This window comes from Pseudomonas sp. AD21 (genome assembly GCF_002878485.1).
Lineage (GTDB): Bacteria > Pseudomonadota > Gammaproteobacteria > Pseudomonadales > Pseudomonadaceae > Aquipseudomonas.
Genome location: NZ_NQYG01000001.1, coordinates 1 through 26,647, shown reverse-complemented (window position 1 = coordinate 26,647; position 26,647 = coordinate 1). Strand labels below are relative to the sequence as shown.

Below are 26,647 nucleotides of genomic sequence, written 5' to 3'. Positions count from 1 at the left end.
GTTTTGGTCACTATCCATAGCGTATTGAGGGGTCGAGAGATGTCAGTCGCCACCAGCCTTATCGAAGAGCCGTCGGCCCGGATTGCCTCCGCGCCGGCAGAAACCCTGTATCAGTTCAACGAATCGCCACTGCTGGCCCGTCAGAGCCAGCAGGAGTCCAATGCCCGCAGTTACCCGCGACGCATTCCGCTGGCGCTCAAGCGCGCCAAGGGCCTGTATGTCGAAGACGTTGAAGGCCGTAGCTTCATCGATTGCCTGGCCGGTGCCGGCACCTTGGCCTTGGGGCACAACCACCCGGTGGTGATCGAGGCGATCCAGCAAGTGCTTGCCGATGAGTTGCCGCTGCACACCCTCGACCTGACCACACCGGTCAAGGATCAATTCGTCCAGGACCTGTTCGGCTTGCTGCCGCCAGCGCTGGCGGCCGAGGCGAAGATCCAGTTCTGCGGCCCGACCGGCACCGATGCGGTGGAAGCCGCGTTGAAACTGGTGCGCACCGCCACCGGGCGCAGCACCGTGCTGTCATTCTCCGGCGGTTATCACGGCATGAGCCAGGGTGCGTTGAGCCTGATGGGCAGCCTGGGGCCGAAGAAGCCGCTGGGGGCCTTGCTCAGCAATGGCGTGCAGTTCATGCCGTTCCCGTATGACTACCGCTGCCCGTTCGGCCTTGGCGGCGCGGCCGGGGTGAAAGCCAACCTGAGTTATCTGGAAAACCTGCTCAATGACCCCGAAGCCGGGGTGCAGTTGCCGGCGGCGGTGATTGTCGAGGCGGTGCAGGGCGAGGGCGGGGTGATTCCGGCCGACATCGAGTGGCTGCGCGGCTTGCGTCGGATCACCGAGAAGGCTGGTGTGGCGCTGATCCTCGACGAGATCCAGAGCGGTTTCGCCCGCACCGGCAAAATGTTTGCCTTCGAACATGCCGACATCATCCCGGACGTGGTGGTGCTGTCCAAAGCCATCGGCGGCAGTCTGCCATTGGCGGTGGTGATCTATCGCGACTGGCTCGACACCTGGCAACCGGGCGCCCATGCCGGCACCTTCCGTGGCAATCAGATGGCAATGGCCGCCGGTTCTGCGGTGATGCGTTATCTGCTTGAGCACAAGGTCTGCGAACACGCTGCCGCCATGGGCGAGCGTCTGAGCGAACACCTGCGCATCCTGCAACGAGACTTCCCGCAACTGGGCGACATTCGTGGTCGCGGCTTGATGCTCGGTGTCGAACTGGTGGACCCGAACGGTACGCCGGATGCCCTCGGCCATCCGCCGGCCTTCGCCCGCCTGGCACCGCTGGTGCAGCGCGAATGCCTCAAGCGCGGGCTGATTCTGGAGCTGGGCGGCCGCCATGGCGCGGTGGTGCGTTTCCTGCCGCCACTGGTGATCAGCGCTGCGGAAATCGACCGCGTTGCCGAGATCTTCGGCCGTGCCTTGGCCGCCGCCACGGCCGCCGGGTAAATTTTTCTCAGCGCCCAACGTTCTTTCTACATACCCGGCTGCACCCCGTGTGCAGCCCACCCCTACAGTGATGGAGAACCAGCATGACGTCAGTATTCGACCGCGAGGACATCCTCTTTCAGGTCGTGGTCAACCACGAAGAGCAATATTCGATCTGGCCGGATTACAAAGCCGTGCCGCAAGGCTGGCGCACCGTGGGCAAGAGCGGCCTGAAAAAGGAATGCCTGGCCTACATCGAGGAAGTCTGGACCGACATGCGTCCGCTGAGCCTGCGCCAGAAGATGGAAGGGCAGGCGGCTGCTCAGTAACTCGTCGGCCAAAAAGAAACCCGCTGGACTGGTGACAGTCAGCGGGTTTTTTCATGGCCGGCATTTGTGGTGTTTTGGCGGGCCTCTTCGCGAGCAGGCTCGATCCCACAGGGGATTTATGAGTGACACAGATCCAGTGTGGGAGCGAGCCTGCTCGCGAAGAGCGATAACGCGGTGCAACTGAAACTACGCCCCGCTCAGCCCCTTGAGCAGCAAATCCACATTCCCCTCCAGCTCCGCCACCGGATCCTCGGCATCGGTACTCAACACCAGCAAGCGACTCCCCGACTCGGCAATCGCCGCTTTCACCGCTTCCGATGGCTGACGATGATGCAGCACCAGCGCCACGTCGTTGTCCTTGAGCGTCGCCGTGAGTTTCTGCAGATCTTCCGGAGTCCATTCGGCATCCGGTCGTGGATCCTCGCCGATCAGCTCCAGATTCAGGCTGCCGATCAGGTAACCGAAGTGATCGCTAAGGCTCATCACGCTCAGGTTGTCGGCCTCGGCCAGACGCGCTTCGCTGTCGGCACTGAGCCTGAGCAAGCGCTGTTTCAATGCCGCCAGGTTGGCCTCGATTTTCGGTTTGGCGGACGGCGCCAGGCGCACCAGATCCGCCGCCATCACGTCGGCCATGCGCCCCATGTTGTTGCTCGCCAGCCATGGCTGACTGTTCAAGCCATCGACCTTGATTCCCGGTTGCACGGCAATCCCGGGCAGGGCGCCATCCACTGGACGCGCCGCGTCGACCTCGACAATGCGAATGTTGCTGCGCCTCGCAATCGGGTACAGCGGATCGTCGGCCCACAGCGAGCGCACGCCGATCACTGCATCGGCGCCGGAGGCCAGCTTGCCCAGTGCCGGCGCACCGCGACCGGTGAAATACGCGGTCTGGCGGCTGCCCGGCAGATTCGCCGGAGCCGCGCGTTCGAGGCTGACGTCAGTGCCTTTGAGCAGCACTTCGCCCAGGCCATAGGTGATGGGCAACGAGGCCAGTACGCGCAGCGGTTTAGGGTTTTCAGCCGCCAGCAACGGGCTGCAGACCACGCCGCACAGGGCCATGGCCAGGGTCAGTTTGCGCAATGAGAAAGCCATTTATCCAAGGTTCCCTTTCAGACTCGGAACAACCCCGCGCGCAATCGCGGCGAGGGCGAAGGCAATGCCGGCGACCAGAATGATCGCGGCGCCGGACGGAATCGGCAGATCGAAGATGATCGGGGCGAGAATTCCGCACAAGGTGCTGACGGTGGCAATCAGCACCGAACACCAGAAAAAGCCCTTCAGCGACTGGCTGAGCAAGCGCGCCGCCGCTGCCGGAATCACCAGCAGCGCGCCGACCAGAATCGCGCCGATGACCTTCACCGCCGCGACGGTGATCAGCGTCACCAGAATCACGAACAGGTAGTCCAGGGTCTTCACCGCGACGCCACGCACCGCCGCCAGTTGCGGATTGAAACTGGCGAGCATGATGCGGTTGTACAGCGGCAGCGCCAGGGCCATGACCAGCGAACCGACGATCGCCAGCACCAGCAGGTCGTTGCCGTTGACCGTCAGCACTGAACCGAACAGCACGTTCTCCAGAATGTGCACGTTGATCTTGCCGGCCAGAATCAGCAGCAGGCTCGCCCCCAACGCCAGCGACACCGAGAGAAACACGCCAATCAGCGTATCCGGCGCCAGACCGGTGCGGTTGCGCAAGTAGTTGAGCAGGATGCCGAACAACAGACAGTAGCCGAACAGGCTGCCGTACGGCCCGGTGTAGGGCTCGCCGAGCAGAATGCCGATGGCCACGCCGGTCAGCGCCGCGTGACCGACCGCTTCGGAGAAAAACGCGAAACGCTTGACCACCACCAGTGTGCCGAGGCCGCCGAGCACCGGGCCGATCAACAGGCCGGCGAGCAGTGCATTCACGACAAAACCATAGGCCAGCGCTTCCGGCAGATAACCGGAGGAGGCCCAGCCCTGAACCATCAAACGAAAGGCTTCGTAACTCATCAGACAGCGCTCCGTGGATGCGTCGAAAACAACGTCAGCAGCCGCTCCGGGGTCAGCGCCTGTTGCGGCGTGGCGTCGAACAGCACGCGACGGTTGAGGCCGGTGACCCGATCGGCCAGGCGCTTGACCGCTTCCAGATCGTGCTCGATCCACAGCACCGTGATGCCGGCAGCGCGCCAGTCGCCGAGCAGGCGTTCGAACACCTGAATCCCGGCTTCGTCGAGCGCCGACATTGGCTCATCCAGCACCAGCAGTTGCGGCGGCGGAATCAGTCCCTGGGCGAGCAGCACGCGTTGCCGCTCACCGCCGGACAGCGCGCCCATGCGCCGCTTGCGTTTGTCCTGCATGCCGACCCGTTCCAGCGCTTCGCCGATGGCCTTGGCGTAGTGTTTGCTCAGGCCAAGAAACGCCGGACGGCGCTGGCACATGGCGGCCATGAAATCGTCGACGGTCATCGGCAGGCCGTGATCGAACTCCAGCGCCTGCGGCACGTAACCGATGGTGCCGGGCTCACCGGGCCAGTGCAGGCTCAGTTGACCTTGATGCGGCATCTGCCCGAGCAAAGTCTTGATCAGCGAACTCTTGCCGCCGCCGTTGGGGCCGACCAGTGCGTGCACGTGGCCGGGCTGAACCTGGAAGCTGACGTGGTCGAGAATCGTCGTGCGTCCAAGCGTCAGGCTGACCTGCGCAAAATCCAGTGTCGGCCCGCTCACCCTTTGTAGGCCTTCGCCTGCTCGCGATGGCGGTGTGTCATTCAACGATGTGGTTGAGTGGCCAGGCGCTTTCGCGAGCAGGCTCGCTCCCACAGGGGATTGGGGGGTGTCAGAGAGGGTTTCTTTTACCGTCATGCCCCGGACTCCTGAATCGCCCGCACCACGGTGTTGAGGTTGCCGGTCATTTCCTTTTCGTATTTGTCGGCGCTGTATTCGCCGTAAGAGATGTGCGACAGCGGGTACAGCTTCACGCCCGATTCACGCTGAATGGTTTCGACGTAGGTGGACGGGAAGTCCATCTCGGAGAAGATCACCTTCACGTCGAGTTCGCGCAGTTGGTCGATGGTCTTTTTCAACTGGCTCGGGCTGGGTTCGATGCCATGGGCTGGCTCGACCACGGCGGTGACTTCCAGGCCGAATTCGCGCAGCAGATAGTCGTACGCCGCGTGTACCGTGGCCACACGCAGTTCGGCGTTGGGGGCCTGGGTCAGTTTCGCCAGGGCATCGGCGCGCATCTGCCGCAGGCGTTTGCCGTAGGCACGGGCGTTCTGCGTGTAAGTCCTGGCGTTGTCCGGGTCGAGTTTGCCCAGCTCGCGGGCGATGTTGTTGACCTGGGCAATCGAGGCACTGATCGACAGGAAGGTGTGCGGGTTGACCACTTTACCGGCACCACGCGCAGCGGTACCGGTGGCCGCCAGCAGCGGCACGTTCTCGTTGGCTTCGATGGTCTTGATGTTCGGCGTTTCGCTGGCGGCGATCATCCGGTCGGCGAAGTCGTCATGGCCGACCCCGTTGAGCACGATCACGTCGAGCCCGCTGATGCGTTTGATGTCTTCGGCCCGTGGCTCGTAGGCGTGCGGGTTGAAGCCGGCGGGAATCAGCGGCACCACGTCGGCCTTGTCGCCGACGATGTTCGCCACATAGCTGTAATACGGGTGCAGGGTGATGCCGATGCGCAGGCGTTTGGCTGGATCGGCGCTGACCAGCGGGCTCAGCAGACAGGCGCAAAGGCCAGCCAGCAGCAAGCGCAGGAAGGGACGGCGAGGCGATGAAATAGACATGGGCAAGCGGTCTTCTCTGGGGTGAAGGCGAAGGTTCAGTGGCGATGCTCGCGGGTCACGCCGGCATCGAATTGCGCGACGATCTGCTTCCAGCCTGCGGCCGACAGCGCGGCGTCGGTCAGTTCGGCGGGCGTCTGCAGATCGGCGGCGCGGTTGAGCCAGATGTCCGGCGCGGCATTGGCATCGGCGCTCAGCAGCATCACGAACGATCCGGCCACGGCGGACGACTGGCTGTGGCCGAAATAGGCGGTATCCGCCAGCAACTGCCAGGCATGTCCGCCACGGCTGACCGAGCTGGCGTCCTCGGCAAACGGGGCGAAACCTTCGTCGGCCAGGGTCTGTGGCGTCGGCAGGATTTGCTGCTCTTCGCGCAACAGGCGGATTTCGTCGAGGGTCACCCGCAGGTCGGCGTAGATGCCTTGTTCGGCGGCGCTGAGGTCGCGCCGGGCATCGAGCTGATGGCTGGCAACCGGCTGCGGTTCATGGGACACCCCGCGCCACGCCACCACCGACCCGGCAACCGCGAGGATCAGCAGGCACAGCAGCAGGACATTGAGGGTTTCATGGCCGGCACCGGCCGGGCGGACGACTTGCGTGGTGGGCGTACTCATGGGGCTTCGATGTCCGCTTGGTCGATTTCCACGACGTGGCCGGGGCCGGCGTCGAACAGCACGTAGAACTCGGCCGCCGGTTTCTTGAAGGTCAGGCTCGAGTCGGCGCCGAGCTTGCCCGGCACCAGAATGGTTTCGTCGTAGCCGATAACGTCCAGGGTCACCCCGGGGGCACCGCTGCCGTCGGAAAAACCACCGGTGCATTTGATCTGCTCGGCATCGACGGCCTTGCATTCGCACATCGGGTTGTGGGCCAGGGCGCCGGCGCTGAAACCGCTGCACAACAGCAGCAACGCGGCGCGCAACCGCAGGCGGGAGGGGCGTTGAACGCGGTTCATGGTTTGGCTCCTTGTTTGTTCAGCCAGGCAATGGTGGCGGGGGAGGCCTGGCTCAGGGGAATCGAGGCTTGATGCAGGCTGCCGTCCCAGCCTTCCATGGTGATCCACAGCTCGGCGTCGGCCTGGGTCTTTTCCGCTACCGGCAACTGCGCGCCCATGCGGTACGGTGTGCCGAAGAAGATCACCCCGGCGGCGCGCAGGCTGCGGGGTTTGCCGATGCGCAGGTAGGTGGCCTTGACCTGTTCGACGCAGGTGTCGCACAGGGCAGCATTGAAATCCTTCATGTAACCGGCGGGGCCACTGAGGCGCGGCGCTTCGTTACGCAGTTCGGCCAGGCGCAGGCTCCACGGGCCGACCTGCACTTCGCCAACCTCGTGCTCGCCGAGGCCGATGTCGCCGCGAAACAGCGCGGCGTCGGCGAAGTACTTGGGCATGAAGCCCAGCGGAATCAGCAGCAGCAAGGCGTTCAGGTGAAAGCGCCATTTGCGCCAGAAGCGGCGCAGTGCGGACGGTTGGGCAATGCGGTTGGACTGGCTCACAGGCTGACCTCCGCCGGTTCACGGCTGACGCGGGTGCTGCGGACCTTTTTATTCTCGCGCTTGAGTGCGTTGGCGGTGGCCAGCGCGGTGCGCTTGGTCCAGATCAACAGGCCGCTGAGCACCATCATGCTCAGCAGCAGGCCGAAGAAGAACCAGATCAGCTTGATCCACAGGCCGCCGAAGTCACCGGTGTGCAACGGACGCATCGACTCGGTGACGAACTCCAGCGAGGAGCGGTCAGTGATCAATCGCGTGGCGGCCATGTCGCCGGTGTAAGGGTTGAGCGTGGCGGTCTGGAACATCAGCGGATACCAGCCGCGACCGCCGACACTCAGGTGGCTGTAGGCATTGCCCGGCAGGCTGATGAAGCTGACTTCCAGCCCGGGCATGTGCTGTTCGGCGATCTGCACCGCGCGATCGAGGCTGATCCGTGGCGCAGGACTGGCGTTGCTCGACATCGGAACGCTTTCCCGGGACATGGCGGGAATGATCGGCTCGGTGGTGATCGACACCTGGTTGTCGGCCAGAAAGGCCTGGATCAGAAACCAGGTGCCGGTGATGGAGATCACCGCGATGAACCAGATCGACCAGATGCCGCTCAGTCGATGGAAGTCGCCCCAGAAAATACGCGCGCCATGGCGAAAACGCAGCGTAGGTTTGAAGAAGCCTTTCCAGAAGCGTTTGTAGACCACCAATCCGGTGACCAGCGACGCGAGCATCGGCAGGCCGAGGAACGACACCAGGTACCAGCCCCAGCTGAAACCGTTGGTGAACGGCACCAGCCACCAGCCGTGCAGGGCACGGGTGAATGCCTTGAAGTTGAAGTCTGGCGCCGGGCCCTGGATCACGCCGGTGTAAGGGTTGACGTACACCGTCTGCGCGCGGCCGTCGGGGTAGCTGACCTCGACGTCGAGGGCGAAATGCGATTCGTCAGGGCGGCTGATGCTTTCGACCAGCAATTGCGGTTCGGCCTTCTTGATCGCGGCCAGCACTTGCTCGTAACTGAGCAGCGGTGCGTCGTCCGCCGGCTGACTGGCGCGCATCTGCGGGTTGGCCAGCCAGACGATTTCCTGGCTGACCACCGCCAGCGTGCCGGTGACACACACGATCAGGACAAAAAACCAGATCGGCAGCGCGAGCCAGCTATGCACCAGGAACCACAGTTTGGAACGGGATTTCTTCGACATGATTGCGCGTCTTGATTTCGATGAGAGGGCACGTGGCTACGGGCTTCGCAGCGCGGGTGTCCCCGAAAGGCGCGGTCGTGGCTGTTGCCTACGCGAGCGGCCTGCATCTCTATAGGACGGATGAGCCGGGCAAATCCCGATGGCATATATGAAAGTAAATGTTTCGCACTTCCCCCAGTCACCACCAACCCCTGTAGGCCTTCGCCTGCTCGCGATAGCGGTGACTCAGTCAATGAAGACGTCGAATGACACGACGCTTTCGCGAGCAGGCGAAGGCCTACAGGGGGCGTTCGGTGATAAGCCGATCGAACACGATTCATGAACGCCGCGCTCACTGCCTGCCAATTGATGGCCGCCACCTGCTCCCTATGATGGACATCACCGAACGAGCCTGAGCGAGCGCCTTGATGAGCCCCAGAACCCTCTACGACAAACACATCGATTCGCACACCGTGTGCCGTCTCGACGAGCAGGGCCATGTCCTGCTGTATATCGATCGCCAGGTGATCAACGAATACACCAGCCCTCAGGCGTTCAGCGGTCTGCGTGCCGCCGGGCGCGAGGTCTGGCGACCGGGCACGGCGTTGGCGGTGGTCGATCACGTCAACCCGACCACGCCGCTGCGGGTCGCGGCGATGCCCGATGCCGGCGGTGCGCGGCAGGTGTCGTATCTGGCGGAAAACTGCCGGGACTTCGGCATCGAACTGCTGGACGTCCTCGACAAGCGCCAGGGCATCGAGCATGTGATCGCCCCGGAGCAAGGCTTCATTCTGCCGGGCATGGTCATCGCCGCCGGCGATAGCCACACCACCACCTACGGTGCACTGGGGGCGTTCGGTTTCGGCATCGGCACCTCAGAGATCGAACACCTGCTGGCCTCGCAGACCCTGGTCTACAAACGCCTGAAAAGCCTGCGCGTGACTGTCGACGGTGCGCTGGCGCCAGGCCTGACCTCCAAGGACGTGATCATGGCGCTGATCGGCCAGATCGGTGCGTCCGGTGCCAGCGGTTACGCTATCGAGTTCTGCGGTTCGACCATCGACGCGCTGAGCGTCGAAGCGCGCATGACCATTTGCAACATGGCGGTCGAGGCCGGTGCGCGCGGTGCGTTCATGGCGCCGGACGAAAAAGTCTTTGCTTATCTCAAGGGCAAACCCCGAGCACCGCAGGGCGAACTCTGGGAACGCGGGTTGCAGAAGTGGCGTGAACTGCGCAGCGATCCCGACGCCGTGTTCGACCGTGAAGTACACCTCGACGCCAGCCTGCTGGAACCGATGGTCACTTGGGGCACCAGCCCGGATCAGGTGGCGGCGATCGGCGCGCAAGTGCCGGACCCGCAAGGCATCGACGATCCGATTCTGCGTCAGGACATGCGCCGGGCCCTGCATTACATGGGCCTGGAGCCGGGGATGGCGCTGCGCGATATCGTCATCAGCCATGCGTTCATTGGTTCCTGCACCAACGCGCGGATCGAAGACCTGCGCGATGCCGCCCGTGTCGTGCGCGGGCGACGGGTGGCCGGGCATGTGCGAGCGATGATCGTGCCAGGTTCCAGCGAGGTCCGTGCTCAGGCTGAAGCGGAAGGTCTGGCGCAGATCTTCATCGACGCCGGGTTTGAATGGCGCCAGTCCGGCTGCTCGATGTGCCTGGCGATGAACGATGACGTGCTCGCGCCCGGCGACCGTTGCGCCTCCAGCACCAACCGCAATTTCGAAGGCCGGCAGGGTGCTGGTGCGCGCACCCACCTGATGAGCCCGGCGATGGTCGCCGCCGCCGCGATCAGTGGCCACCTGACCGACATCCGCCACTTTGGAGAACGCCCATGAGCCTGCAACCCTTCACTCAAGTTAGCGGCCAGGCCGCGCCGCTGCTCGCGGCCAATGTCGACACCGACGTGATCATGCCCAAGCAGTTTCTCAAGGGCATTGATCGTCGTGGACTGGATCGCGGGGTGTTTTTCGACCTGCGTTTTCTTGCCGACGGTACGCCCAGCCCTGAGTTCGTATTGAACCAGCCGGCCTGGCAGCGCGCGAGTTTTCTGGTGGTCGGGCCGAATTTCGGCTGCGGCTCCAGCCGTGAACACGCAGTGTGGGGGCTGCAGCAAATGGGCATTCGCGCGCTGATCGGCAGCAGTTTCGCCGGGATCTTCTACGACAACTGCCAGCGCAACGGGGTGTTGCTGATCACTCTGGACGAGGCACAGGTGCAGCGTATTGGCAGGTTGGTAAGTCAGCCTGAAAGTGCGCGGATCAGCATTGATCTGGACGCTCAACAGATTCGTCTGGCGGACGGTGAAGCGCTGGGTTTCCATATTGATGGCTTGCGCAAGACCGCCCTGTTGCTGGGCCTTGATGCGATTGGCAGTACCTTGCAGCGGCGCGAGCAGATCAAGGCGTTCGAAAGCGAACACCTGGCTGCCAACCCCTGGCTAACCTGACACCCCTGACCCTGTGGGAGCAAGCTCGCTCCCACAAGGGACTGTGTTTACAGCGAAAGATCCTTGAAATGCCCCTGCAAAAACTCCACACACGCGCGCAGCTTCCCCGAGCTGGCCAGCCGCGTCGGGTACACCGCCCAGACATTTGCGCTCTGGCTGTAATCGGCCAGCACTGGCATCAACCGGCCTTGCTCCAGCAGCGGTTTCACATCCCACAATGAGCGCAGCAACACGCCGCGTCCGTCGAGCGCCCATTGCAGGACGATCTCGCCGTTGTTGGACGACAACGGCCCGCTGACTCGCACGCTTTCCTGCGCGCCGTCGCGATCCAGGTGCCAGATGCCGAAGGCGTTGTCGCGCTCCTTGATCACCAGGCAATCATGCTGTTGCAAGTCGTCCAGCGCTTGCGGCGTGCCGTGGCGTTGCAGGTACTCGGGAGCTGCGCACAGCACCCGGCGGTTGCTCACCAGTTGCCGGCCGATGTGCTGACCGGGCAGGTCATCGCCGACACGGATCTCCAGATCGAAGCCCTCGTTGACGATGTCCACCGCGCGGTCGAACAGGTCCAGGCGAATCTGCAACTGCGGGTGACGCTCGGCCAGCAGCGAAACGGCGGGCGCCACATGGTTGCGGCCGAAACCGAAACTGCTGCAGATGTGCAAACGCCCGCGCGGGCTGTCGTGGGCGTCGGCGAGGTCATCGCGCAGTTGCTGGAAGTCATCGAGGATACGCAAGGCCCAGCGCTGTACCCGTTCACCGTCCTCGGTCAAAGACACGCGGCGACTGGTGCGGTGCAGCAGGCGAGTGCCGAGGGTCGATTCGAGAATCTGGATGCGCTTGCTGACGTAGGCCGGGGACAGGCCCAACTCGTCGGCAGCGGCCGCGAAACCGTTCTTGCGGATCACGGTCAGCAGTACGCGCAGGTCTTCGGGCAGGGGCACGGGGTCTTGGTTCTGGGACATGTCGGAGCGAGCATTGGCGGCACAAGCCGCCAGCATAGCATCGGCAGGGAACGCTCGATTCAGCGCAGGAAATCCAGGGCTTCGGCGAGCAGCAGATCAGGCACTTCCTCGGCCAGATAATGCCCGGCCGGCAGCGCCTTGCCGCTGACATTTGTTGCCACTTGCTGCCATTCGTGCAGCGGATCGAAGCAGCGCCCGACCGTGCCGTCGGCACCCCACAGCACCCGCAGCGGCAGATTCAGTTGATGGCCGGCGGCAATGTCGGCGCGGTCATGTTCCAGATCGATCGCGGCACTGGCGCGGTAGTCTTCGCAAATGCCCCGGGCGCTGCCGGGACGTTGCAGGCAACGCAAGTATTCGCTGAACGCCTCATCGGTGAACGGCTTGAGCCCGGCGCTGCGGCTGCCCATCACACTGCGCAGGTAGGCTTCGGGATCGGCCTCAATCAGGGTTTCCGGCAACGGCGCCGGGCGGATCAGGAAGAACCAGTGCCAATAGGCGCGGGCGAAGGCTTCGTTGGTTTGCGCGTACATCGACAGGGTCGGGGCGATGTCGAGCAGCATCATCCGCTGCACGGTTGCCGGGTGATCAAGGCCCAGGCGATGGGCGACCCGCGCGCCACGGTCATGGGCCAGCACCGAAAACTGCTCGAAGCCCAGCGCTTGCATCAGCTCGACATTGTCCCTGGCCATTTCGCGTTTTGAATAGTTGCGGTGCAGTTCATCGGCGGCGGGCCGGCAGCTGTCGCCGTAACCGCGCAGGTCGGCGGCGACCACGGTGAAGTGCTCGGCCAGTTGCTCGGCAACCTTGTGCCAGATCACGTGGGTCTGCGGGTGCCCGTGCAACAGCAACAGGCCCGGGCCGCTGCCACCGAGGCGGTAGGCGATGTCGACGCCGTTGACGTGGCGCTGGTCTTTGACGAATCCGGCTAACATCGGGCTGATCCTTTTTTCAGTCGTTGTCGGCATGCTGAAATTGTTTACGTTCGGGAGCAACAGGCGCAGCGTGGTGTGGTGGTTCATGAAGTGTGATGTGTCCGCACTGGCCCCTTCGCGAGCAAGCCCGCTCCCACAGTGTTCTGCTGTTTGACCACGATAGTGTTCACACCAGAGATCCCTGTGGGAGCGGGCTTGCCCGCGAAGAGGCCGGTCCAGACGCTGAAGATCTCAACCCTGACTGAACATCTCGATCGCCCGCTGCTTGATCTGCTCCTCGGTCAGATCTTCTTTGCGCGTAGCGAGAAACCACAGATGCCCATACGGATCCTTCAGCGTCCCGCTGCGGTCGCCATAAAACTGATCCTTGACCTCGGACACCGTTTTCGCCCCGGCATCCAGCGCCCGTTGAAAGGACTTGTCGACATCGGTGACATACAGATGCAGACCGACCGACACGCTGTTGTCCGGACCGCTCAGCGGTCCTTGATCGCATGGCGTACCGAGCATGATCGCGCTGTCGCCAATCCGCAGTTCGGCGTGGCCGATGCGGCCGTCCGGCATGTCGAGGCGCATGACCACCGTGGCGCCGAAGGCTTTTTTATAGAATTCGATGGCTTCGGCGGCCTTGAGGATGCCGAGGTACGGGGTAATGCTGTGATACCCCTCGGGAATGGGTTTGACGCTCATGACGTTCTCCCTGTTCTTTGTTTGGCGAGGTGTGTGGCTCCACCGGATTTGTGGAAGGTTCACTATAGAGCTGTCTGCGCGGCCACGATTTTTGCCCGACGAGCAGTCAGCCGAGGAAATGCGCGCCTGGCCCCTGTTCACCGAGTACATCGCCCTGATTGCGCAACGGGCAGGCTTCCATCGACAGGCAGCCGCAACCGATGCAACCGGTGAGCCGGTCGCGCAACAGGGTCAATTGGTTGATCCGCTCGTCCAGCTCGCGGCGCCATTGCTCGGACAGCACTTTCCAGTCCGCCGCGGTCGGCGCGCGGTCGTCCGGAAGTCTTTTCAGCGCCTCGCCAATCTCCGCCAGCGGAATGCCCAGGCGTTGCGCGACCTTGATCAGCGCCACCCGACGCAGCACTTCCCGTGGATAGCGGCGCTGGTTGCCGGCATTGCGCTGGCTCTTGATCAGGCCCTTGGCTTCATAAAAGTGCAGGGCAGTGACCGCCACACCGCTGCGGGCGGCGACTTCGCCGACGGTGAGCGGCTTGTGCAGGGTTTCTTTAGTAATCATTGGCAAAAGGCTCTTGACCTTGACTTAACTAGAGGTTTTACCCTGCAGGCCTTCGAGTCGCAAGACTCGTCTTACGGTGAGTGGGGACTTGTCATGCAAACGTCAGCGAAAAATCGCAGCTTTACCCAATTGATCGAATTCGAAATCGAACCACGCCAGCAACCGTCGCTGGTGACGGCGCTGTCGCAGCAGACCGAACATCTGGCGCAGCGCTACGCAGGCTTCGTCAGCGCCAGCGTCCAGGTCAGCGACGACGGTCGGCGGGTGCTGAGCCTGCTGCAATGGCAGACCCGCGAAGCCGGAGAGGCGGCGTTCAGCCGTTTTGAAAGCGGCGAGCAGGATTTCTGGCAACTGATCCGCGCCCATCAGGCGAAAACCGTGACCTTCAATTCATTCCAGGTGCTGAGCAGCATCGCCCGCAGTCATGACGATGCGCTGCACTGCAATCTGGTGGGCTAGATCGACAACTGAATCAGGCGTTCGCCTTGCAGGTTCTCCGTGAGTCGCCGCTTGTTCACCGCCAGTTCGCCGATCTTGATCAACCGCGTGCGGGTGACGTTGCGGCTCAGTCCGAGCAGGGCGGCGGTGTGCACCTGGTTGTAATGGCAGAAACGGTACGCGGCGCGCAGCAGGGCATCTTCGACCTTTTCGTGGAGGGCGCCGGCCTGTTGTTCGAAGAGTTTTTGAAAGGCCCGTTCCAGTAGCGCTTCCGGTGAATCGTCGGCGCTCGCCTGCTGATCGTCCGGGCGCTCGATGCGCAGGTTCGACAGGCGCAAATCATCGCGCTCGATCACGCCGTTGCGGCAGATCAGCAGGGTGTGATGAATGACGTTTTCCAGTTCACGGATGTTGCCCGGCCAACTGTAGCTGCGCAGTTTGTGCTCGGCGCCGGGGCTGATGCTGACCCGCCCGTAACCCAGGCGCTGGCTGTAGGCCTCGATGAAATGCCGGGTCAGCGGCAGGATATCGCCGGGGCGGTCGCGCAACGGGCTGAGTTCCAGATTGACCACGTTCAGGCGATAGAACAGGTCTTCGCGGAAATTCCCGGCATTGATGGCTTTCTCCAGTTGCACGTTGGTCGCGGCCAGCACCCGCACATCGATGGGAATGCTCTTGCGCGAGCCCAGGCGCACCACTTCGCGCTCCTGCAACACCCGCAGCAACTTGACCTGAATCGCCATCGGTAAATCACCGATTTCGTCGAGGAACAAGGTGCCGCCGTCCGCTTCTTCGAACCAGCCGGCCTTGGCGCTGAGCGCGCCGGTGAAAGCGCCTTTTTCATGGCCGAACAGTTCGGCTTCCACCAGCGATTCGGAGAACGCGCCGCAGTTGACCGCGACGAATGGCCGATGGCGGCGGTTACTCAGATTGTGGATGTGCCGCGCCACCAACTCCTTGCCGGTGCCGGTCTCGCCGATGATCAGCACGCTGGCTTCGCTCGGCGCGACCTGTTGCAGATGCGCGAGCAGGGCCTGGGATTTCGGGTCTTCGAAGACCTGCGCGGTGGCGCGGATCGACGTCGCCAGGGCGGGTGAGGGTGGAAGGGTCAGCAGTTGCATGGGCTCGCTCCATTAAAGGCAAGATCAGGAATAGAACGTCGGCACCGGCAGCGCCTGATTCAGCGCCCAGTCGCCCAGCTCATGGAGTTTGTAATCGAGCGGGTCGTGCAGGGTCTGCGTGCGCAGGTTGCGCCAGTACCGATCGAGGCGCAGCGAGGCGTGGGTCGAGCGCGCGCCGGTGACTTCGAACAAGCGGCTGCAAATCTCCAGGCCCTGACGACTGGCGGCGACCTTGGCCGTGGCAATCGCCGTGGCCAGATGCCCACGTTCTTCAGCGCTCAGATTCGGGCCTTTGGCCCAGGCGTCGTCGAGCAGCGCCGCGGCCCGTTCGACCAGCAGGCGAATGCCTTCCAGCGCGACCCAGAACTCGCCGTAATGCGCGAGCACGTACGGGTCTTCGCGCACATCGCGGGCCGCGGATTTGTGCCACAGCCGGGTCTCGCTCAGCGTGTATTGCCGGGCTTCTTCAAAGGCACCTTCGGCGATGCCGAGAAACATGTGGGTGAAGATCAGTTGCGCGATCAGCGGACGCAGGCAGGCGAACGGGGTGCTCAACGGGCCGGGATCGAGCAGCAGCTCGGATTCTTCGACGCGCACCCGTTCGAACGTGGCGCTGCCACTGTCGGTCTGGCGCTGGCCGATGTTGTTCCAGTCATCGTGCAGGGTGATGCCGCTGCGCCCACTGGGGATCGCCGCGATCAACAATTTGCCGCCGACGCTTTCGTCCACCGCCGAGGCGATCAGCATCTGCGAGTCGCTGGCGCCGGAGCAGAAACTCTTCTTGCCGGAAAATTCGCGCCAGCCGCCGCAGTCCTTGACCACGGTGCGGATGTCGAGCGGGTTGAGCGCGTTGCCCCAGAACCAGTTCTGCCGTGCGGTCTGTTCGAACCACGGCTGCCATTGTTCCGGGCGCGAGAACAGGCGCACGGTGGCGAGCATCAGGTGATGAAAACCGAAGACGTGGGCGATGGAACTGTCGACCTTGGCGAACTCGCGCACGATCTGCAGGGTTTCGCTCCAGCGCGCGCCGAGGCCGCCGTAGCGCGTTGGGATGCTCAGGCCCAGCAGGCCGCTGTCGCGCAGGGCATCGCGCTCGGCCTTCGGCGTGCCACCGCGCTCGTCGCGCTCGACGGCGGTGAGCGCGAATTCGGCGGCTAGCTGGCGGGCGGTCTGCAAGGGGGATATCAAAGTACTTTGTGGTTTGGCGGTCACACGGTGTTCCTCATCAAATCGACGCGATCCCCTGTAGGAGTGAGCCTGCTCGCGATGAGGTCAGCACAGTCGACATCACCGCCGCAGACACACCGCTTTCGCGAGCAGGCTCGCTCCCACAAGGGGATCGGCTTCAAGCCTTGGATTGGTTGGGCAACACATCGTTGGCAATCATTTCGCCAAACGGCCCGGTGAGGTTGGTCACGCCGCGTCCGGCCAGGCTCGCGTACGGTTCCGGCAGCAGCGGGAACACTAGTTCGGCAAAGCGGTAAGCTTCTTCCAGATGCGGATAACCGGAAAAGATGAAGCTCTCGATGCCGAGATCCGCGTATTCCTTGATGCGCGCCGCCACTTGCTGCGGATCGCCCACCAGCGCGGTGCCGGCACCGCCGCGTACCAGGCCGACACCGGCCCACAGGTTGGGGGCGATTTGCAGGTTGTCGCGACGCCCATCGTGCAATGCCGCCATGCGCCGCTGGCCTTCGGAGTCGAAACGCGAGAAGGACTTCTGCGCGGCCTCGATGGTTTCGTCGCTGATGTGCTCGATCAGTTTGTCCGCAGCTTTCCAGGCCTCTTCGGCGGTCTCGCGGACGATCACGTGCAGACGAATACCGAATTTCACTTTGCGTCCATGCCGTGCGGCGCGTTCGCGAACATCGGCAAGTTTTTCGGCCACAGCGGCGGGTGGTTCGCCCCAGGTCAGGTACACGTCGACTTGTTCGGCAGCCAGGTCATGCGCCGCGTCGGAGGAACCGCCGAAATACAGCGGCGGATACGGTTTCTGCACCGGCGGATACAAGGCTTTGGCGTTCTGCACTTTCAGGTGTTTACCCTCGAAATCCACAGACTCGCCTTGCAACACCCGGCGCCAGATCTTGAGGAATTCGTCGGTGACTTCGTAGCGTTCGCTGTGGCTGAGGAAGCTGCCGTCGCCACGGTTTTCATCGGGGTCGCCGCCGGTCACCACGTTGATCAGCAAGCGGCCGTTGGACAGTCGATCGAGGGTCGCCGCCATGCGTGCCGACACCGTTGGCGAGATGATTCCCGGGCGGATCGCCACCAGATAACGCAGGCGCTCGGTCAACGGCACCAGCGCCGAGGCGATCACCCACGAGTCTTCGCAGGAGCGTCCGGTGGGAATCAGCACGCCGTGGTAGCCGAGGCTGTCGGCGGCTTGCGCCACTTGTTTCAGATAATTCAGGGTGACCGGGCGCGCGCCTTGCGTGGTGCCCAGGTAGTGGCCGTCGCCGTGGGTCGGCAGGAACCAGAAAACATCCATGAACAGCTCCTTAAGCGATTTTCAGCAACGGTTTGATTTGCGTGCCGAACAGTGGCGCGGCGCGTTCGGCGGCCAGGCGGATGCGCGTTTTCAGCGGCTCGCTGGTGATCTGGTAGTCGGCGAAATCGGCCTCGGTGGCGTACACCCCGATCGGCAGGGTCACGGCCTGGAAGAAACTCAATAGCGGACGCAACTGATGATCGAGCACCAGCGCATGACGCTCGCTGCCCCCGGTGGCGGCCAGCAACACCGGAGTGTCGATCAACGCATTGAGGTCGATCAGGTCGAACAGATGCTTGAGCAGGCCCGGGTAGGAACCGCGATACACCGGCGCCGCAACGATCAGCAGATCGGCCTGTTCGATGGCTTGCAGTTCGGCTTCGACGTCGCTGCTCAGTTCCTGACGCGACAGCGCGGCGCCCAGCGCACGGGCGATGTCGCCGAGTTCGATCAGGTGGCTGTCGATCGACAGGTGCCCGGCCAGTTCGGCCAGCAGGGCCTGAGTCAGCACCAGCGTGCGGGAGGGACGCCAGGTGCCGCCGGACAAGGCGACGACTTTCAGGGGACGCGACATGATGAGTTCCTTTTTATCAACAGTTGCTCAGCGAGCAGTGAGTAAGTGCCAAGGCTTGAGCAAGCGCTGTACCAATTCCTGAGAGCCCCGGTTTACCGGGCGTTGAGCGTTTTGACGCGAGTGCGTTGTGCAGATATCAGGCGGGTTTGTTGATCTGCTGTTGCCTGGGCAACAGTTGCTGGGGCAACAGTTGCTGGGGCAACAGTTGTTCGCCGTGTGAAGGGATTTATAGCGGCTGCCTGTTATTCCGTAAAAGAACGTTAATCGATATTTATAGATCTTTAAGGGATATAAGGCCGATAAGCTGAAATCCTGATAGCCACTATTGAGAGCGTTGATTTTTGCCCGGGCGGGCGCGGGCGTAGCCTTTGTCCATCGACTAACACCGCTCGCCAGGACGCTCCCCCATGAATCGCTTACTGACTGTTTCGCTGCTGCTCGCTGTCTCCGTGCTCGCCGGTTGCGCCACCCACGTTTCCCCCGAACTACGACCGTACACCGCCGAAGAAAGCCGCGAACTGGCGATGGAAGCGCTGAATCGCAGCGGCTTGTCCTTCGACGAATACCACGCGAAAAAATCCGCGCTGCTCGGCCAATCGCCATTCGACAAGAAAGCTGAAATGAGTGCCGGACGTGCCATACAGCTGCACGGTCGTCCAAGCTGATAGCAAACTGTACTGCTCGAAGTTTTACCCAACTGTCCGTGGGTTTGCGGGCTGCCGTGCGATAGGGTCAACACCTGAATGACCCTCGACGGATTACCCCCATGACCCTCTCGCTTGATCTGCTGTTGGGCTTTGCCCTGTTTGCTCTTGTCACCTCGATTACACCGGGGCCGAACAACACCATGTTGCTGGCGTCGGGGGTCAACTTCGGTTTCAACCGCACCATTCCCCATATGCTCGGCATCACCTGCGGGTTCTTCGTATTGGTGGTTGCGGTGGGCTTTGGCCTGGGCGCGGTGTTCCAGACTTACCCGCTGCTCTACACGGTGCTGCGCTATGTCGGCGCCGCGTATCTGTTGTACCTGGCGTGGAAGATCGCCCATTCGGGGCCGGTGGGCGAGGGTGTGGAAGGCGAGGCCAAACCGATCAGCTATCTGGGTGCCGCCGCGTTTCAGTGGGTCAATCCCAAGGCCTGGATCATGGCCATCGGTGCCATCAGCACCTACACGCCGATGCAGGGCTATTTCACCAACGTCGTGGTGATTGCTGCGGTGTTCGCCATCATCAACCTGCCCAGCGTCGGCGTCTGGGCGGCGTGCGGCACGCTGCTGCGCAACGTGCTGAAGGACCCGCGCTGGTTGCGCGTATTCAACTGGGGCATGGCCGCGCTGTTGGTGATTTCGCTGTACCCGTTACTTCTCGAAAGCTTTCACTGACGCATTGCTTCAACCGCCGGCCCGATGCCTGTTAAGCTCGGCTTCAGGAGCGTTCCTACGCACTTTTAAATGAAGTTGTTCTTCTTTAACGGCATCCGATCAGGTATTGATGACGCTCTCCAACCGACGCGCAGCTCACAAGGCTGCGCTGTGCCGTTTGCAGATACGAGCCTCCTGATCCCGGAACACGCTCTGCGAGTCTTTTATGAATAAGCGTCCGTTGTATTTCGATTACGCCGCCACCACCCCGGTGGACGAGCGGGTCATCCAGGTGATGATCGACTGTCTGGGTTTTCACGCCAACTTCGGCAATCCGGCGTCCAGCTCTCACGCCTTCGGCCAGCAGGCCCGGCAAACGGTCGAGCACGCTCGTCGGCAAGTCGCCGAACTGGTGGGTGCCGAGGCCGCGCAGATCGTCTGGACCTCCGGTGCCACCGAATCCAACAACCTCGCCCTCAAAGGCGTGGCCCAGGCGCGCGGCGTTGCCGGCGGACACATCATTACCAGCCAGATCGAACACAAAGCCATCCTCGATACCGCCCGGCAACTGCAGGACGCCGGCGTTGCGGTGACCTATCTGGTGCCGGACGCCGAGGGCCTGATCACCCCGCAGGCTGTCAGCGAAGCAATGCGCGATGACACGTTTCTGGTGTCGCTGATGCTGGTCAACAACGAACTCGGCACGCTCAACGACATCCCGGCTATCGGTGAAGTCGTGCGCAGCCGTGGGGCGTTGTTCCATGTCGATGCGGCGCAGGGCGCCGGCAAAGTGGCGATCGATCTGCAGCAGTGGCCGGTGGATCTGATGTCGTTTTCGGCGCACAAGCTCTACGGCCCCAAAGGCATCGGTGCGCTGTATGTCGGCCCCCGCGCGCAACAGCGTTTGCAAGCGCAGATTCATGGCGGCGGACACGAAGGCGGCTTGCGCTCCGGGACTTTGGCGACGCATCAGATCGCCGGCATGGGCACCGCATTTGCCCTGGCTGCCGCCGCGTTCGATGAGGAGAAAAACGCCATCGTGGCCCTGCGCGAACGCTTGCTCGAACAGTTGCTGAGCCTGCCGGGCGTACGCCTCAATGGCAGCGTCAACCAGCGCATCCCGCATACCTTGAGCCTGACGTTCAGCGAAGGCGAGTTCAACAGTGCAGCCTTGAGCCATTCGCTCGCGTTTTCCGCGACTTCGGCCTGCAACTCGGCGAGCGACGCGCCTTCCCACGTGCTGCTGGCACTGGGGCATGACGCTCATCTGGCCGGTCGCACCATTCGCCTGAGCCTCGGCCGTTTCACCACCACCGACGATATCGATCAGGCGGCAGAACTGATCAAAGGCGCCTGCACCAGTGCCCCGGCATTCTGGGCGACAGGGCGTTAACCAGCCGACTTCCACGGCTACGAACAATAACGATGAAGTGATTGGCAGGAGACATGATGAGTACCCAGACTTTGACCGAAGGAACGGTTCCCCAGCGCCTGGCGCACACCCGTGAACTGATGCGCCGCGAAGGCATTCATGCGTTGCTGGTGCCATCGGCCGACCCGCACCTGTCGGAATACCTGCCGGGATACTGGCAGGGGCGGCAATGGCTCTCGGGGTTCCACGGTTCGGTCGGCACTTTGATTGTCACCGCTGATTTCGCCGGGGTCTGGGCCGACAGTCGTTACTGGGAACAGGCGACCAAGGAACTCAAGGGCAGCGGCATCGAACTGGTCAAGCTGCAACCGGGGCAACCGAGTCCGCTGGACTGGCTGGCCGAGCAGACACCGGAAGGTGGCGTTGTGGCGGTCGATGGTGCGGTGATGGCCGTGGCCGCGGCGCGTACGTTGATTAGCAAGCTTGAAGCTCGTGGTGCGCGTCTGCGTACTGACCTCGATCTGTTGAATGAAGTCTGGGCCGATCGCCCGAGCCTGCCGAACGCGCCGATTTATCAGCATCTGCCACCGCAGGCGACGGTCAGCCGTGGCGAGAAACTCGCCAAATTGCGTGAGACCTTGCAGGAGCGCGCCGCCGACTGGCACTTCATCGCCACCCTCGACGACATTGCCTGGCTGTTCAACCTGCGGGGCGGGGATGTCTCGTTCAACCCGGTGTTTGTGTCGTTCGCGTTGATCAATCAACAGCAAGCGACCCTGTTTGTGGCATTGAGCAAGGTCGATACCGAGTTGCGTGCGGTACTGGAGCAGGATGGCGTGACCCTGCGTGATTACCGCGAAGTGGCCGACGCCTTGCGCGCCGTGCCAAACGGCGCGAGCCTGCTGGTGGATCCGGCGCGCGTGACCAGCGGTTTGCTGGACAACCTGGACGACGGCGTGAAACTGGTCGAAGGCCTGAACCCGACCACTCTCGCCAAATCGCAGAAGAGCGAGGCCGATGCGCAGCACATTCGCAAGGCCATGGAGCAGGATGGCGCGGCGCTGTGCGAATTCTTCGCCTGGCTGGAGTCGGCCTGGGGGCGCGAACGCATCACCGAATTGACCATCGACGAGAAACTCACCGCGGCCCGCGAACGTCGTCCGGATTATGTGTCGCTGAGCTTCAACACGATTGCCGCGTTTAACGCCAACGGTGCAATGCCGCATTATCACGCCACCGAAGAAGAACACGCGGTGATCGAGGGCGACGGCTTGCTGCTGATCGACTCGGGCGGCCAGTACCTGGGCGGCACGACCGACATCACCCGAATGGTGCCGGTCGGTACGCCAACGGACGAGCAGAAGCGTGACTGCACGCGCGTGCTCAAAGGCGTGATTGCACTGTCGCGGGCACAATTCCCGAAAGGCATTCTGTCGCCGCTGCTCGATGCCATTGCGCGTGCGCCGATCTGGGCTGAAAGCGTGGATTATGGTCACGGCACCGGTCATGGAGTCGGCTATTTCCTCAACGTTCACGAAGGCCCACAGGTGATCGCCTATCAGGCCGCACCGGCACCGCAAACGGCGATGCAGCCGGGGATGATCACGTCCATCGAGCCGGGCACTTACCGTCCAGGCCGTTGGGGCGTGCGGATCGAGAACCTGGCGATGAATCGCGAGGCGGGCAGCAGCGAGTTTGGCGAGTTCCTCAAGTTTGAAACCTTGACCCTGTGCCCGATCGATACGCGCTGCCTGGAACCGTCCTTGCTGACGCAGGAAGAGAAACAGTGGTTCAACGCCTATCACGCCGAAGTGCGTGAGCGTCTGAGTCCGTTGCTTGAGGGCAGTGCGCTGGCGTGGTTGAACACGCGGACAGCGGCTATCTGATGGCTGAAACCCGGGCGCTGTTGCCAGCGCCTGGGTTCTATTCTGGGTTTAGGCCTGACGCAGGGCTTCTTCGACGAAGTCGAGGCGGTCCTGGCCGAAGAACAACTGATTGCCGATAAACATACTCGGCGCACCAAACACGCCGCGTTTAATGGCTGTCTCGGTGTTGTCCTTGAGTGCTGCCTTGACTGCTTCGTCATTGGTCAGGGCCAGGACTTCATTGGGATCGAAGCCATGTTCGCTCAATACCCCTGCGACAGTCGCTGGCTCATCGAGAGGGCGTCCCTCCACCCACAGTGCCTTGAACAGACAATCGATAAACGCCTGAAAACGCTCCGGCTGCCGAAGTTGTATGCCGGTGACGGCGCGCATCAGCATCAACGTGTTGATCGGGAAGTGCGGATTGAACTTCAGTGGCACACCATAGCGTTTGGCATAGCGATCCAGATCCTGAAACATGTAGCGCCCCTTGGCCGGGATCATCGCCGGTGAGGCATTGCCGGTCGCCTTGAACACGCCGCCCAGCAGCATCGGGGTGTAGCTCAGTTCGCTATGGGTGTCGGCACAGATTTTCGGTAACTGGGTGTAGGCCAGATAAGTGGCCGGGCTGCCGAGGTCGAAATAGAACTCCACGGTTTTCGTCATCTTCGCTGCTCTCTATTTATTGTTATGGAGGAGGCAGGGCTTACCAGCGTTCGTTCCACGGGCGCAGATCCAGCTCGAATGTCCAGGCATCCCGTGGCTGACTGTGCAGATACCAGTAGTTTTCGGCGATGTGCTCGGGGTTGAGAATACCGTCCTCATCCTTGGTCGCGTACTTCTCCGGGAAACTGTTTCGAATGAAGTCGGTGTCGATAGCGCCATCGACCACTACATGCGCAACATGGATGTTCATCGGGCCCAGCTCGCGCGCCATGCTTTGTGCCAGTGCGCGGATACCGTGTTTGGCACCGGCAAATGCCGCAAACCCCGAGGCGCCGCGCAACCCGGCGGTGGCGCCAGTGAACACAATAGTGCCGCGCTTGCGGGTGACCATGCGCTTGGCCACTTCGCGGGCATTGAGGAAACCGGAGAAACAGGCCATCTCCCAGATCTTGAAATACTTGCGCGCGGTTTCTTCAAGAATGCTGCAAGGCACGTTGGCGCCGATGTTGAAGACAAATGCCTCGATCGGGCCGAGGCGGGTCTCGATCTCTTCAATCAGCGCAATCACGTCTTCTTCCTTGCGCGCATCGCAGGCAAATCCGTGTGCTTCTCCACCCTCAGCCTGAATCGCCTCGACCAAAGGCTGCAATTTGTCGGCACTGCGTCGCGTAACGCACGCGACAAAGCCTTCTCTGGCAAAGCGCTTGGCAATCGCTCCCCCGGTGGCATCGCCAGCACCGACAACCAATACGACCTTCTTGTTATTCATGGGTAGACCCCTTTGGTAAACGATCGTTAAGTGAACGAACGTTATGCTAGGATTCGGGCAACGTCAAGGCGCTGGATCAAGAGGACAAACACATGCGGTATTCCGCCGGTCACAAGCTGGAAACCCGGGAAAAACTGCTGAACAGCAGTGCGTTGTCGGCAAAGCGAGCTGGATTTTCGACGGTCGGAGTGGATGGTTTGATGAAAGCCATCGGCCTGAGTGGCGCCGCGTTCTATAGCCACTTCTCGTCGAAAAATGAGCTGTTCACGGCAATCGTCGAGCGTGAGTTGGGTCAGAGTCTGGAGCGACTGGGTGGGAGAGGCGAGCAGGATCGCGAGCGGCTGGAGCGCTGTCTCAAGCAATACCTGAGCATGGCACACGTAGAGCAGCCTGAATCGGGGTGTGCCTTGCCGACGCTGGGTGCGGAAATAGCCCGTTCAGATGTTCAGGTGCGCGAGCAGGCGGAGCTGTGGATTTGCCGACTGCAGACCCGTTGGGCGCAGATTCTGGAGAGTGACAGCCTTGCGTGGGCGATTCTGTCGCAATGCGTCGGCGCGTTGGTGGTTGCGCGGATGCTGGTGACGCCGGAGATTCAACGGACGGCATTGAAGTCCAGTCATGAGGAGATCGGGCGTCAACTGGCTGCTCGACGAAGCGAGCAGCCAGAATGATTCATTTGCAGATGACGATCATGCTTCGACTGGTATAGCCAGCCGGATTGAGACCGAACGGGTAGTCGCCTGGCTCTTCCACGGCGTCCCCCGATTTGGCAATGACCTTGTAGCCCTTCGGAGCGCAAGCATTGGCGGCGCTGGTGTAACACTTGTCCCAGGAGGACGACAGCCCCGAACAGTTGATGTGCAACCCTTTTCTGCCGTGCTTCACTTGGGTCTCGGAGGTCGCTGCGCACCCCGTTACTGCCAACACAGCGATCAGTATCAAAATTCGTTTCATTACCGTCCTTATGGTAGCCACGAGTCTGACGCTCGGGTCTGCCTGTATTCGCTTGCGCTTTAAGCGTTTCGATGTCCCTGTCCGAAAAAATCCATATCTGGCACTGAGTTAAGGGGCCTAAACATGGCCTAAATGAGCGCCAATTGCCAGACCTTCGTCAAATCCTGTTTCAATCTGCCGCAACGGCAGGCTTGGCGGTGCTGCCCATGGTCATGGTTGCCCCGACGGAGGCCAGAATTATGCACAGGATCGCCATCCATTGTGACAACGTGAGGTATTCCTGCAGAAACAGCAGCCCCGACAGCGCGCCAAAGGCGGGTTCTATGCTCATCAAAGTGCCAAAGGTGCGAGCGGGCATACGGGTGAGGGCGACCATCTCCAACGTGTAGGGCAAAGCGGTCGACAGGACCGCGACGCCGATGGCGATCGGGATAAGTGACGGCGTCAGCAGAGCTGCGCCGGCGTGGACAATGCCAATCGGTGCAACAAACAGTGCGGCAATCATTACGCCCAAAGCGGCGGTGGTGACGCCGTTGTCAGCGCCGGCCTTCTGGCCAAACAGAATGTAAAGTGCCCAGCAGACGCCGGCGCCCAAGGCATAACCAGCCCCGACCAGATCAATTCCTGCGGTTGTCGCTCCAGTGGGGATCAGCAACAGCAGGCCGACCGCAGCCAAGGCTATCCAGAGAAAGTCGATGGCGCGGCGAGAGGCATAAATGGCGACTGCCAGCGGACCGGTAAATTCGAGTGCGACGGCGATGCCGAGCGGTACCGTTCGCAATGACATATAGAAGAGGAAATTCATTCCGCCCAACGCCATGCCATAAACGATCACTGTCCGCAGCGACTGGGCTGTCAACCTGGCGCGCCATGGACGCAGCAGTATCAACATGATCACGCTGGCGAAGATCAGGCGCAGGGTGGTCGTACCCTGAGCGCCGACCACCGGGAACATGCTCTTGGCCAGCGACGCGCCGGACTGGATGGATGCCATGGCTATTAATAACAGGCCAACCGGGAACAGCATTGAGGCCAGAGAGCGAGGTTGGTCAGTCATTGCGAGGCATCATCCGAAGGTAGGAGCAGGGTATTGTTTTAGGTGTTGGGCAATATACTGCGCATTCGCCGGGATTGCGTCTATATATAAGCAGGCTTTTTCAGTGTCTCGACAGAAAACTGAAATTAACGGTTGACGGCAGATTTCAGATGTCTATAATTCGCCCCACTTCCGGCGCAGTCGAAACGGAAAACTCCTT

The 26,647-nt window shown here is 62.1% G+C and carries 30 protein-coding genes; 10 read left to right on the top strand and 20 right to left on the bottom strand.

All coding sequences use genetic code 11. From position 1 onward, the window contains the following. Positions 1 to 39: 39 nt before the first annotated feature. Together PseAD21_RS00150 and PseAD21_RS00145 are read left to right on the top strand one after the other, a co-directional pair. On the top strand, positions 40 to 1,452 hold the full coding sequence (locus PseAD21_RS00150) for an aspartate aminotransferase family protein (protein WP_102353974.1): 1,413 nt from the start codon (positions 40 to 42) through the stop codon (positions 1,450 to 1,452). 83 nt (positions 1,453 to 1,535) lie between these two features. Then, complete coding sequence (locus PseAD21_RS00145; RefSeq protein WP_016985437.1) at positions 1,536 to 1,760, top strand: MbtH family protein; 225 nt, start codon at positions 1,536 to 1,538, stop codon at positions 1,758 to 1,760. A 186-nt stretch (positions 1,761 to 1,946) separates the two neighbouring features. Here PseAD21_RS00145 and PseAD21_RS00140 read toward each other — a convergent pair whose 3' ends face one another. Genes PseAD21_RS00140 through PseAD21_RS00105 form a run of 8 tightly spaced genes read right to left on the bottom strand, consistent with a single transcriptional unit; the run spans position 1,947 to position 8,201 of the window. Continuing rightward, on the bottom strand, positions 1,947 to 2,852 hold the full coding sequence (locus PseAD21_RS00140) for a metal ABC transporter solute-binding protein, Zn/Mn family (RefSeq protein WP_102353973.1): 906 nt from the start codon (positions 2,850 to 2,852) through the stop codon (positions 1,947 to 1,949). After that, positions 2,853 to 3,752 carry a metal ABC transporter permease gene (locus PseAD21_RS00135; RefSeq protein WP_102353972.1) on the bottom strand — a complete coding sequence of 300 codons (900 nt, stop codon included), beginning with the start codon at positions 3,750 to 3,752 and terminating at the stop codon, positions 2,853 to 2,855. Further along, entirely contained in the window at positions 3,752 to 4,600 is an 849-nt protein-coding gene (locus PseAD21_RS00130) for a metal ABC transporter ATP-binding protein (RefSeq protein WP_102353971.1), read from the bottom strand. Before PseAD21_RS00130 ends, PseAD21_RS00135 begins: the two co-directional genes overlap by 1 nt. Then, the gene (locus PseAD21_RS00125) at positions 4,597 to 5,526 is read right to left on the bottom strand and encodes a metal ABC transporter substrate-binding protein (protein WP_102353970.1); all 930 of its coding nucleotides are present in this window, start codon (positions 5,524 to 5,526) and stop codon (positions 4,597 to 4,599) included. Before PseAD21_RS00125 ends, PseAD21_RS00130 begins: the two co-directional genes overlap by 4 nt. 35 nt (positions 5,527 to 5,561) lie before the next feature. After that, on the bottom strand, positions 5,562 to 6,137 hold the full coding sequence (locus tag PseAD21_RS00120; RefSeq protein ID WP_102353969.1) for a DUF6162 family protein: 576 nt from the start codon (positions 6,135 to 6,137) through the stop codon (positions 5,562 to 5,564). Then, complete coding sequence (locus tag PseAD21_RS00115; RefSeq protein WP_102353968.1) at positions 6,134 to 6,475, bottom strand: hypothetical protein; 342 nt, start codon at positions 6,473 to 6,475, stop codon at positions 6,134 to 6,136. Before PseAD21_RS00115 ends, PseAD21_RS00120 begins: the two co-directional genes overlap by 4 nt. Continuing rightward, positions 6,472 to 7,014, bottom strand: coding sequence for a thiamine pyrophosphate-binding protein (locus tag PseAD21_RS00110; RefSeq protein WP_102353967.1), 543 nt, complete (start codon positions 7,012 to 7,014; stop codon positions 6,472 to 6,474). Before PseAD21_RS00110 ends, PseAD21_RS00115 begins: the two co-directional genes overlap by 4 nt. Further along, the gene (locus PseAD21_RS00105; protein ID WP_102353966.1) at positions 7,011 to 8,201 is read right to left on the bottom strand and encodes a PepSY domain-containing protein; all 1,191 of its coding nucleotides are present in this window, start codon (positions 8,199 to 8,201) and stop codon (positions 7,011 to 7,013) included. Before PseAD21_RS00105 ends, PseAD21_RS00110 begins: the two co-directional genes overlap by 4 nt. Before the next feature lie 407 nt (positions 8,202 to 8,608). Between PseAD21_RS00105 and leuC the strand changes: the two genes are divergently transcribed. Together leuC and leuD are read left to right on the top strand one after the other, a co-directional pair. After that, positions 8,609 to 10,027 (top strand): 3-isopropylmalate dehydratase large subunit, encoded by a 1,419-nt coding sequence (gene leuC / locus PseAD21_RS00100; protein WP_102353965.1) that lies wholly within the window; start codon positions 8,609 to 8,611, stop codon positions 10,025 to 10,027. Further along, positions 10,024 to 10,638 (top strand): 3-isopropylmalate dehydratase small subunit, encoded by a 615-nt coding sequence (gene leuD, locus PseAD21_RS00095; RefSeq protein WP_102353964.1) that lies wholly within the window; start codon positions 10,024 to 10,026, stop codon positions 10,636 to 10,638. The genes leuC and leuD overlap by 4 nt, the downstream gene beginning before the upstream one ends. 47 nt (positions 10,639 to 10,685) lie before the next feature. Here the strand turns inward: leuD and PseAD21_RS00090 are convergent, their stop codons facing one another. The 4 genes from PseAD21_RS00090 to soxR form a co-directional block, all read right to left on the bottom strand. Continuing rightward, the gene (locus PseAD21_RS00090) at positions 10,686 to 11,636 is read right to left on the bottom strand and encodes a LysR substrate-binding domain-containing protein (protein WP_102353963.1); all 951 of its coding nucleotides are present in this window, start codon (positions 11,634 to 11,636) and stop codon (positions 10,686 to 10,688) included. Between the two features lie 23 nt (positions 11,637 to 11,659). Then, positions 11,660 to 12,535 carry an alpha/beta fold hydrolase gene (locus PseAD21_RS00085; RefSeq protein ID WP_102353962.1) on the bottom strand — a complete coding sequence of 292 codons (876 nt, stop codon included), beginning with the start codon at positions 12,533 to 12,535 and terminating at the stop codon, positions 11,660 to 11,662. Between the two features lie 231 nt (positions 12,536 to 12,766). Continuing rightward, positions 12,767 to 13,225, bottom strand: coding sequence for a VOC family protein (locus PseAD21_RS00080; protein WP_102353961.1), 459 nt, complete (start codon positions 13,223 to 13,225; stop codon positions 12,767 to 12,769). Positions 13,226 to 13,331: 106 nt separating this feature from the next. Beyond that, complete coding sequence (gene soxR, locus PseAD21_RS00075) at positions 13,332 to 13,781, bottom strand: redox-sensitive transcriptional activator SoxR (protein ID WP_102353960.1); 450 nt, start codon at positions 13,779 to 13,781, stop codon at positions 13,332 to 13,334. 93 nt (positions 13,782 to 13,874) lie between these two features. On the opposite strand from soxR, the gene PseAD21_RS00070 reads away from it, so the two are divergent. After that, positions 13,875 to 14,240, top strand: a complete 366-nt coding sequence (locus tag PseAD21_RS00070) for an antibiotic biosynthesis monooxygenase (protein WP_102353959.1) — start codon at positions 13,875 to 13,877, stop codon at positions 14,238 to 14,240. Here PseAD21_RS00070 and PseAD21_RS00065 read toward each other — a convergent pair. From PseAD21_RS00065 to msuE, 4 genes are all read right to left on the bottom strand, one after another. Next, positions 14,237 to 15,340, bottom strand: coding sequence for a sigma-54-dependent Fis family transcriptional regulator (locus PseAD21_RS00065; RefSeq protein WP_102353958.1), 1,104 nt, complete (start codon positions 15,338 to 15,340; stop codon positions 14,237 to 14,239). The two genes, PseAD21_RS00070 and PseAD21_RS00065, sit on opposite strands and share 4 nt — an antisense overlap. A gap of 24 nt (positions 15,341 to 15,364) precedes the next feature. Beyond that, on the bottom strand, positions 15,365 to 16,552 hold the full coding sequence (locus PseAD21_RS00060) for an acyl-CoA dehydrogenase family protein (RefSeq protein ID WP_102353957.1): 1,188 nt from the start codon (positions 16,550 to 16,552) through the stop codon (positions 15,365 to 15,367). A gap of 133 nt (positions 16,553 to 16,685) precedes the next feature. Beyond that, the gene (gene ssuD, locus PseAD21_RS00055; protein WP_102353956.1) at positions 16,686 to 17,831 is read right to left on the bottom strand and encodes an FMNH2-dependent alkanesulfonate monooxygenase; all 1,146 of its coding nucleotides are present in this window, start codon (positions 17,829 to 17,831) and stop codon (positions 16,686 to 16,688) included. A 10-nt stretch (positions 17,832 to 17,841) separates the two neighbouring features. After that, the gene (msuE, locus tag PseAD21_RS00050) at positions 17,842 to 18,405 is read right to left on the bottom strand and encodes an FMN reductase (RefSeq protein ID WP_102353955.1); all 564 of its coding nucleotides are present in this window, start codon (positions 18,403 to 18,405) and stop codon (positions 17,842 to 17,844) included. A gap of 407 nt (positions 18,406 to 18,812) precedes the next feature. On the opposite strand from msuE, the gene PseAD21_RS00045 reads away from it, so the two are divergent. From PseAD21_RS00045 to PseAD21_RS00030, 4 genes are all read left to right on the top strand, one after another. After that, a complete protein-coding gene (locus tag PseAD21_RS00045; RefSeq protein ID WP_102353954.1) occupies positions 18,813 to 19,070 on the top strand; it encodes a hypothetical protein in 258 nt (85 codons plus the stop codon). Between the two features lie 101 nt (positions 19,071 to 19,171). After that, positions 19,172 to 19,786 (top strand): LysE family translocator, encoded by a 615-nt coding sequence (locus PseAD21_RS00040; RefSeq protein ID WP_064588463.1) that lies wholly within the window; start codon positions 19,172 to 19,174, stop codon positions 19,784 to 19,786. Between the two features lie 205 nt (positions 19,787 to 19,991). Beyond that, positions 19,992 to 21,158 (top strand): aminotransferase class V-fold PLP-dependent enzyme, encoded by a 1,167-nt coding sequence (locus tag PseAD21_RS00035; protein WP_102353953.1) that lies wholly within the window; start codon positions 19,992 to 19,994, stop codon positions 21,156 to 21,158. A 56-nt stretch (positions 21,159 to 21,214) separates the two neighbouring features. Beyond that, positions 21,215 to 23,023: an aminopeptidase P family protein gene (locus PseAD21_RS00030; RefSeq protein ID WP_102353952.1), complete on the top strand. Its 1,809-nt coding sequence runs from the start codon at positions 21,215 to 21,217 to the stop codon at positions 23,021 to 23,023. 48 nt (positions 23,024 to 23,071) lie between these two features. On the opposite strand, the gene PseAD21_RS00025 is transcribed toward PseAD21_RS00030, so the two are convergent. Both PseAD21_RS00025 and PseAD21_RS00020 read right to left on the bottom strand, forming a co-directional pair. Continuing rightward, entirely contained in the window at positions 23,072 to 23,668 is a 597-nt protein-coding gene (locus PseAD21_RS00025; protein ID WP_102353951.1) for a 2-hydroxychromene-2-carboxylate isomerase, read from the bottom strand. A 40-nt stretch (positions 23,669 to 23,708) separates the two neighbouring features. Further along, positions 23,709 to 24,437 carry an SDR family oxidoreductase gene (locus PseAD21_RS00020; RefSeq protein WP_102353950.1) on the bottom strand — a complete coding sequence of 243 codons (729 nt, stop codon included), beginning with the start codon at positions 24,435 to 24,437 and terminating at the stop codon, positions 23,709 to 23,711. A gap of 92 nt (positions 24,438 to 24,529) precedes the next feature. On the opposite strand from PseAD21_RS00020, the gene PseAD21_RS00015 reads away from it, so the two are divergent. After that, a complete protein-coding gene (locus tag PseAD21_RS00015; protein ID WP_102353949.1) occupies positions 24,530 to 25,108 on the top strand; it encodes a TetR/AcrR family transcriptional regulator in 579 nt (192 codons plus the stop codon). 1 nt (position 25,109) lies between these two features. Here PseAD21_RS00015 and PseAD21_RS00010 read toward each other — a convergent pair whose 3' ends face one another. Next, on the bottom strand, positions 25,110 to 25,391 hold the full coding sequence (locus PseAD21_RS00010; RefSeq protein WP_102353948.1) for a hypothetical protein: 282 nt from the start codon (positions 25,389 to 25,391) through the stop codon (positions 25,110 to 25,112). A 169-nt stretch (positions 25,392 to 25,560) separates the two neighbouring features. Continuing rightward, the gene (gene rhtA, locus PseAD21_RS00005; RefSeq protein WP_102353947.1) at positions 25,561 to 26,448 is read right to left on the bottom strand and encodes a threonine/homoserine exporter RhtA; all 888 of its coding nucleotides are present in this window, start codon (positions 26,446 to 26,448) and stop codon (positions 25,561 to 25,563) included. Positions 26,449 to 26,647 lie beyond the last annotated feature (199 nt).

Bases quoted from the DNA above. Each gene is read 5' to 3' on its own strand.
- ssuD (WP_102353956.1), bottom strand. From the start codon at position 17,831: ATGGATGTTTTCTGGTTCCTGCCGACCCACGGCGACGGCCACTACCTG.
- PseAD21_RS00140 (WP_102353973.1), bottom strand. From the start codon at position 2,852: ATGGCTTTCTCATTGCGCAAACTGACCCTGGCCATGGCCCTGTGCGGC.
- PseAD21_RS00090 (WP_102353963.1), bottom strand. From the start codon at position 11,636: ATGCTGGCGGCTTGTGCCGCCAATGCTCGCTCCGACATGTCCCAGAAC.
- PseAD21_RS00135 (WP_102353972.1), bottom strand. From the start codon at position 3,752: ATGAGTTACGAAGCCTTTCGTTTGATGGTTCAGGGCTGGGCCTCCTCC.
- PseAD21_RS00070 (WP_102353959.1), top strand. From the start codon at position 13,875: ATGCAAACGTCAGCGAAAAATCGCAGCTTTACCCAATTGATCGAATTC.
- PseAD21_RS00030 (WP_102353952.1), top strand. From the start codon at position 21,215: ATGAGTACCCAGACTTTGACCGAAGGAACGGTTCCCCAGCGCCTGGCG.
- PseAD21_RS00130 (WP_102353971.1), bottom strand. From the start codon at position 4,600: ATGACGGTAAAAGAAACCCTCTCTGACACCCCCCAATCCCCTGTGGGA.
- PseAD21_RS00105 (WP_102353966.1), bottom strand. From the start codon at position 8,201: ATGTCGAAGAAATCCCGTTCCAAACTGTGGTTCCTGGTGCATAGCTGG.
- PseAD21_RS00015 (WP_102353949.1), top strand. From the start codon at position 24,530: ATGCGGTATTCCGCCGGTCACAAGCTGGAAACCCGGGAAAAACTGCTG.
- soxR (WP_102353960.1), bottom strand. From the start codon at position 13,781: ATGATTACTAAAGAAACCCTGCACAAGCCGCTCACCGTCGGCGAAGTC.
- PseAD21_RS00150 (WP_102353974.1), top strand. From the start codon at position 40: ATGTCAGTCGCCACCAGCCTTATCGAAGAGCCGTCGGCCCGGATTGCC.
- PseAD21_RS00040 (WP_064588463.1), top strand. From the start codon at position 19,172: ATGACCCTCTCGCTTGATCTGCTGTTGGGCTTTGCCCTGTTTGCTCTT.
- PseAD21_RS00025 (WP_102353951.1), bottom strand. From the start codon at position 23,668: ATGACGAAAACCGTGGAGTTCTATTTCGACCTCGGCAGCCCGGCCACT.
- leuC (WP_102353965.1), top strand. From the start codon at position 8,609: ATGAGCCCCAGAACCCTCTACGACAAACACATCGATTCGCACACCGTG.
- PseAD21_RS00035 (WP_102353953.1), top strand. From the start codon at position 19,992: ATGAATAAGCGTCCGTTGTATTTCGATTACGCCGCCACCACCCCGGTG.
- msuE (WP_102353955.1), bottom strand. From the start codon at position 18,405: ATGTCGCGTCCCCTGAAAGTCGTCGCCTTGTCCGGCGGCACCTGGCGT.
- PseAD21_RS00085 (WP_102353962.1), bottom strand. From the start codon at position 12,535: ATGTTAGCCGGATTCGTCAAAGACCAGCGCCACGTCAACGGCGTCGAC.
- PseAD21_RS00010 (WP_102353948.1), bottom strand. From the start codon at position 25,391: ATGAAACGAATTTTGATACTGATCGCTGTGTTGGCAGTAACGGGGTGC.
- rhtA (WP_102353947.1), bottom strand. From the start codon at position 26,448: ATGACTGACCAACCTCGCTCTCTGGCCTCAATGCTGTTCCCGGTTGGC.
- PseAD21_RS00125 (WP_102353970.1), bottom strand. From the start codon at position 5,526: ATGTCTATTTCATCGCCTCGCCGTCCCTTCCTGCGCTTGCTGCTGGCT.
- leuD (WP_102353964.1), top strand. From the start codon at position 10,024: ATGAGCCTGCAACCCTTCACTCAAGTTAGCGGCCAGGCCGCGCCGCTG.
- PseAD21_RS00065 (WP_102353958.1), bottom strand. From the start codon at position 15,340: ATGCAACTGCTGACCCTTCCACCCTCACCCGCCCTGGCGACGTCGATC.
- PseAD21_RS00145 (WP_016985437.1), top strand. From the start codon at position 1,536: ATGACGTCAGTATTCGACCGCGAGGACATCCTCTTTCAGGTCGTGGTC.
- PseAD21_RS00115 (WP_102353968.1), bottom strand. From the start codon at position 6,475: ATGAACCGCGTTCAACGCCCCTCCCGCCTGCGGTTGCGCGCCGCGTTG.
- PseAD21_RS00080 (WP_102353961.1), bottom strand. From the start codon at position 13,225: ATGAGCGTCAAACCCATTCCCGAGGGGTATCACAGCATTACCCCGTAC.
- PseAD21_RS00045 (WP_102353954.1), top strand. From the start codon at position 18,813: ATGAATCGCTTACTGACTGTTTCGCTGCTGCTCGCTGTCTCCGTGCTC.
- PseAD21_RS00120 (WP_102353969.1), bottom strand. From the start codon at position 6,137: ATGAGTACGCCCACCACGCAAGTCGTCCGCCCGGCCGGTGCCGGCCAT.
- PseAD21_RS00020 (WP_102353950.1), bottom strand. From the start codon at position 24,437: ATGAATAACAAGAAGGTCGTATTGGTTGTCGGTGCTGGCGATGCCACC.